Source organism: Halopseudomonas sp., from assembly GCF_041579695.1.
Classification (GTDB): domain Bacteria; phylum Pseudomonadota; class Gammaproteobacteria; order Pseudomonadales; family Pseudomonadaceae; genus Halopseudomonas.
The window spans coordinates 1-4,815 of the sequence record NZ_JBFGFI010000136.1; the positions used below are offsets into that span (position 1 = coordinate 1).

General features: G+C 59.1%; 3 protein-coding genes and 1 pseudogene. All 4 read left to right on the plus strand.

Features of this window, described 5'->3' with window-relative positions; all coding sequences use genetic code 11:
• A partial coding sequence (locus ABYA88_RS15335; protein WP_373188258.1) for an ABC transporter ATP-binding protein occupies positions 1–555 on the plus strand: 555 nt, incomplete at its 5' end.
• 4 nt (positions 556–559) lie between these two features.
• Positions 560–2,938, plus strand: a complete 2,379-nt coding sequence (locus ABYA88_RS15340) for an ABC transporter permease (RefSeq protein ID WP_373188259.1) — start codon at positions 560–562, stop codon at positions 2,936–2,938.
• Between the two features lie 13 nt (positions 2,939–2,951).
• Positions 2,952–4,166 carry an efflux RND transporter periplasmic adaptor subunit gene (locus ABYA88_RS15345; RefSeq protein WP_373188260.1) on the plus strand — a complete coding sequence of 405 codons (1,215 nt, stop codon included), beginning with the start codon at positions 2,952–2,954 and terminating at the stop codon, positions 4,164–4,166.
• A gap of 162 nt (positions 4,167–4,328) precedes the next feature.
• Positions 4,329–4,815, plus strand: a pseudogene (locus ABYA88_RS15350) (YfcC family protein); the annotation flags it as partial.

Below are 4,815 nucleotides of genomic sequence, written 5' to 3' on the forward strand. Positions count from 1 at the left end.
CTTAACATTCTTGGCGGGTTGGACGTCCCTACCAGTGGTGAGGTGCGTTACCAGAATATCGACCTGACCAAAGCCAAGGACAGTGAACTGACCCGATACCGCCGAGATTTCGTCGGCTTCGTCTTTCAATTCTATAACCTGATACCCAGCCTGACTGCACGGGAAAACGTGCTCGCCGTTACTGAGATCGCCCGCGACCCCATGAGCCCGGAAGACGCACTGGACCTGGTCGGGCTGGCGCACCGCATGGACCATTTTCCCGCTCAGCTGTCAGGCGGCGAACAGCAACGCGTCGCCATCGCCCGGGCTGTTGCCAAGCGGCCGCAGGTATTGCTCTGCGACGAGCCAACCGGCGCTCTGGATTCCACCACCGGCACTCTGGTTCTGGCAGCCCTGGATACCGCTAACCGAGAGACTGGCACCACCACCGTGATCATTACGCACAATGCATCCATAGCAGACATGGCAGACCGGGTTATTACCCTTTCTGACGGCATGATCAGTGGTGAACACCGCAATCCGACGCGGCGGGATCCACGGACCCTGAGCTGGTAACGCCATGTCACTCATCCAAAGCAGCGTCCTGCATACCAAATTACGCCGTGAGCTGTGGCAGATGCGCGGCCAGGTGCTGGCAATCGCGCTGGTGATCGCCGGAGGCATTGCGGTATGCCTGCTATCGCTGGTGAACTACGCTTCCCTCACCGCCACCCGCGGTCAGTATTATCAGGAACATCACTTTGCCGATGTGTTCGTGAACGTGAAACGGGCACCACGACATGAGTTGCAACGCATAGCAGAGATCCCCGGCGTGGCCCGGCTGAGCGCTCGGGTAGAGGGCGCTGCCAAGCTTGAGGTGCCTGGCTTCAGTGATCCGGTATCCGCCCGCCTGATCTCGTTACCCGCAGGCAAGCAGCCGGTCGTCAACCGGATCTATCTGCGTCACGGACGCCTGCCGAACCCTTCGCGCAGTGACGAGGCGGCAGTCATCGGCAGCTTTGCCGAGGCGCATGACCTCCAGCCAGGAGACTCGTTACCGGCCATCATCAATGGTCGCCGTCAGATCCTGATCATTGTTGGCATCGTCGAGTCGCCCGAGTTTATTTATGTCATCCCGCCGGGCGGCATGCTTCCCGATTACGAGCGCTACGGTGTGCTCTGGTTGACGGAAGAGGCGCTGGCGTCAGCCATGGACATGCGCGGAGCCTTCAACAGTCTGGTGTTACAGGTTGACGCGTCAGCGGCTGTAGCCGGCGTCATCGAGCTACTCGACCGATTGCTGGCTCCTTACGGAAGCACGGGCGCCTATGCCCGGGAAGATCAGTTTTCCCATCGCTTCCTGAGTGACGAACTGAATCAGCTGAAAACCATGGCAGTGGTATTCCCTGTGATATTCATGGGTGTAGGCATGTTCCTGCTCAATGTGGTCGTCACCCGTCTGATCAGCACCCAGCGCGACATCATTGCCGTATTGAAAGCCTTTGGTTACAGCAACCGCCAGATTGGCTGGCATTACAGCCAGTTGGTGCTGGTCATCGCCTGTATCGGGCTCTTGACCGGAACGACTGCCGGCATTTGGCTGGGGCGCGCCTTGGGAGAAATCTATATGGAGTTTTATAGATTCCCAAAGCTACTCTTCAGCATCAGCCCCTGGTGGATTTTGCTGCTGGGACTGCTGACCCTGACGGTGGCCTGGCTTGGGGGTTGGCGCGCCATCCGGCGCGCCGCTTCCCTGCCTCCGGCAGAAGCCATGCAACCGGAAGGCCCGGCCAGTTATCGAGTAACCATCGCCGAGCGTCTACTGTCGTGGATACGCTTCAGCCCGCCATCGCGCATGATCGTGCGCCACCTGGCTCGTCGCCCGGCCCGTGCCGCTCTGTCAGTGACCGGTATTGCGATGGCAACAGCCATCGTGATGGTCGGCAATTTTCAGTTCAATTCCGTCTCGCTGATGGTCCATACCCAGTTTGCTCGTGTTCAGCAGCAGGATCTCACCGTCAGCCTGACTGACCCAATTCATCGGTCCGCGGTCTACAGCATGGCTCGCCAACCCGGTGTTCATTACGCAGAGGGCCGACGCGTCGTGGCCGTGCAGCTGGTAAACGGTCACAGACAATGGCGTAGCTCTTTAACCGGCATTCCAGACAACGCTCAATTGCAATTCATTGTCGACGACAATCTTGACAGTGTCGCCCTGCCTCCAGCGGGCCTGCTGCTGACGGATTTCCTGGCAACGCGACTGAATCTGGCCGCCGGAGACGTTGTTGAGGTGCGAGTACTGGAAGGTCGGCGCCCGGTAATCAGAATACCCGTGGCTGGCATTACCAGCGAATTTCTGGGTGTGGGGGCATACATGAAACTCGACGCAATGAATCGAGCGTTGGAGACCGGCGATGTGGTCAATCAGGTCCTGATGAATCTCGACTCAGCGCGCGCCAACAGCGTTTACCAAGATCTGCGGGATACGCCTCGGGTAATGGCGCTCAATGTACGACAGGCGATGCTCGACAGCTTTTTCGAGACACTGGCGAAAACCTTTCTCACCTTTACCCTGGTTATCAGTGTGCTTGGGGGCATTATTGCCTTCGGCGTCATCTACAACACCGTACGTATTTCCCTGGCGGAGCGCGGGCGCGATCTGGCCAGTCTCCGGGTCCTGGGCTATAGCCACAATGAAGTGGCTCATATTCTTCTCGGTGAACTGGCCGTAATGCTGATACTGGGAATACCCCTGGGCTGGGCTGTTGGTCATGGGCTGGCCAGCCTGATAGTGACAATGATGCAAACTGAACTGTACCGGGTGCCGCTGATCATTACCGGTAGGACACTGGCACTGTCAGCGAATGTGGTCATCGTGTCTGCTCTGGTTTCAGGATTCATCACCTGGTGGCGGCTACGAAGGCTTGACCTGGTGGCAGTGCTCAAGACCCGGGAATGAAAGAGAAAGGGGAATGATGATGGCAGCGGGCACACGCGTGGCGGGCAAATGGCTGTTCTGGTCGGTCCTGGGCGTACTGACGATCCTTGTGTTGATCCATGTGCTGCGTCCGGAGCCGGTGTGGGTGGATCTGGCCACCGCGCAGCGCGGTCCGATGGAAGTTACCATCGTCGAAGAGGGCAAAACCCGGGTAAAGGATCGCTATGTAGTGTCTTCCCCTGTCGCCGGATATCTTCACCGGGTGACACTGGACGTAGGCGACCCGGTGATGCCCGGTGAATTGTTGGCCGAGGTCGACCCGATGCCGGCCAATATGCTGGATACCCGCAGCCGGGCCGAGGCAGAAGCACGCGTCGAGTCCGCGCGCTCGGCGCTAAATGCAGCGCGCCAGAGAACCCAGGCTGCCCGGGCCGATGCCGAGCTGGCGGCAGCCGAGCATGAGCGTATGGCCACCCTTGAGCGTTCCGGTTACGTATCCCGCGAGCTCTTGCAGCAAGCGCAGGCAACAGCCGCGCGCAGCAGGGCGATACTGAAATCCGCGCGATTTGATGAAGAGGTTGCCTCCCATGAGCTCGCGGCAGCCCGGACACGGCTGGAGGTTTCGGCGGCCCGGTCCGAAGGGCAGGGTCCCGCCGAGTACCTGGCAGTGCGTTCGCCGGTCAATGGCAGCGTGCTGAGTATCCTGCGTAAAAGCGAAGGCGTCGTGCAGGCTGGAGATGCCATCCTGGAGCTTGGCGACCCCAGTGCTCTGGAGGTCGTGGTAGACGTGCTCAGCTTTGACGCGGTGAATCTGGAGCCCGGCATTGCAACCCGACTCAGTGGCTGGGGGGGCACCACGCTGGATGCTGTCATTCGGCGGGTCGAACCCGTCGGATTCGAGGACATATCTGCCCTTGGCGTGGAAGAGCAGCGGGTCAGAGTGATAGCTGACATGATCACCCCACGCGATCGCTGGGAAATGCTCGGAGACGGTTACCGCGTGGACGCCGCATTCATTCTGTGGCAATCAGCCGACGTACTGCAGATACCCGCATCTGCGATCTTCCAACACAACGACCAACCCACGGTCTTTCTGGTCACAGAGGACCGCGCCGTGCTGCAAACCGTGGTAACGGGCCAAAGTAATGGCCTGGTCACGGTGGTTAATGGCGGCCTGACAGAGGGCGATCAGGTCGTCCGGCACCCTGACCGGGAATTGAGCCATAACGATCGTATCCGGGTCCGATAGGTGCGTCATCTCTGGAATCGCACCATTTTATGGGAACAACGAGGGTCGAGTGGGCTCCTACTGAATGCAGCGCTGTTGATTGATCCTGATCAATTCACGTTCAGCCGATGAGATCTATGCTGGACCTGATTTATCGCAGCACCGCCCAGCCAGGAGAGCACCGTGACAGACGAAAAACAGCCCGGACCGAATCTGGAAGAGGACCTGTCGACACGGTTCCCTACCGCCTACACCATTCTGTTTCTGCTCATTATCCTGGTCGCCGCCCTCACCTGGATTATCCCTGCCGGACAATACGAGCGCTCCATGAACGAGGAAGTGGGTCGCGAGGTCGCCGTGCCCGGCACCTACGAGATCGTCGAACCCAATCCGCAAGGCTTTGTTGATGTGATGCTCGCGCCCACAGCGGGTTTCTACAATCCCGACAGCTACGTTGCCAACGCCATAGATGTGGCGCTTTTCGTTCTGTTCCTTGGTGGCTTTCTAGGAGTGATGAACGCCACAGGCTCGATCGACACCGGCATACGCAGCGCGATGCACCGAATGGAGGGCCGGGAGATATGGATGATTCCGATCCTGATGACGCTATTCGCGCTGGGCGGCACGACCTATGGTATGGCGGAAGAAACCCTGGCCTTCTATGCCATTC

Bases quoted from the DNA above. Each gene is read 5' to 3' on its own strand.
- ABYA88_RS15340 (WP_373188259.1), top strand. From the start codon at position 560: ATGTCACTCATCCAAAGCAGCGTCCTGCATACCAAATTACGCCGTGAG.
- ABYA88_RS15345 (WP_373188260.1), top strand. From the start codon at position 2,952: ATGATGATGGCAGCGGGCACACGCGTGGCGGGCAAATGGCTGTTCTGG.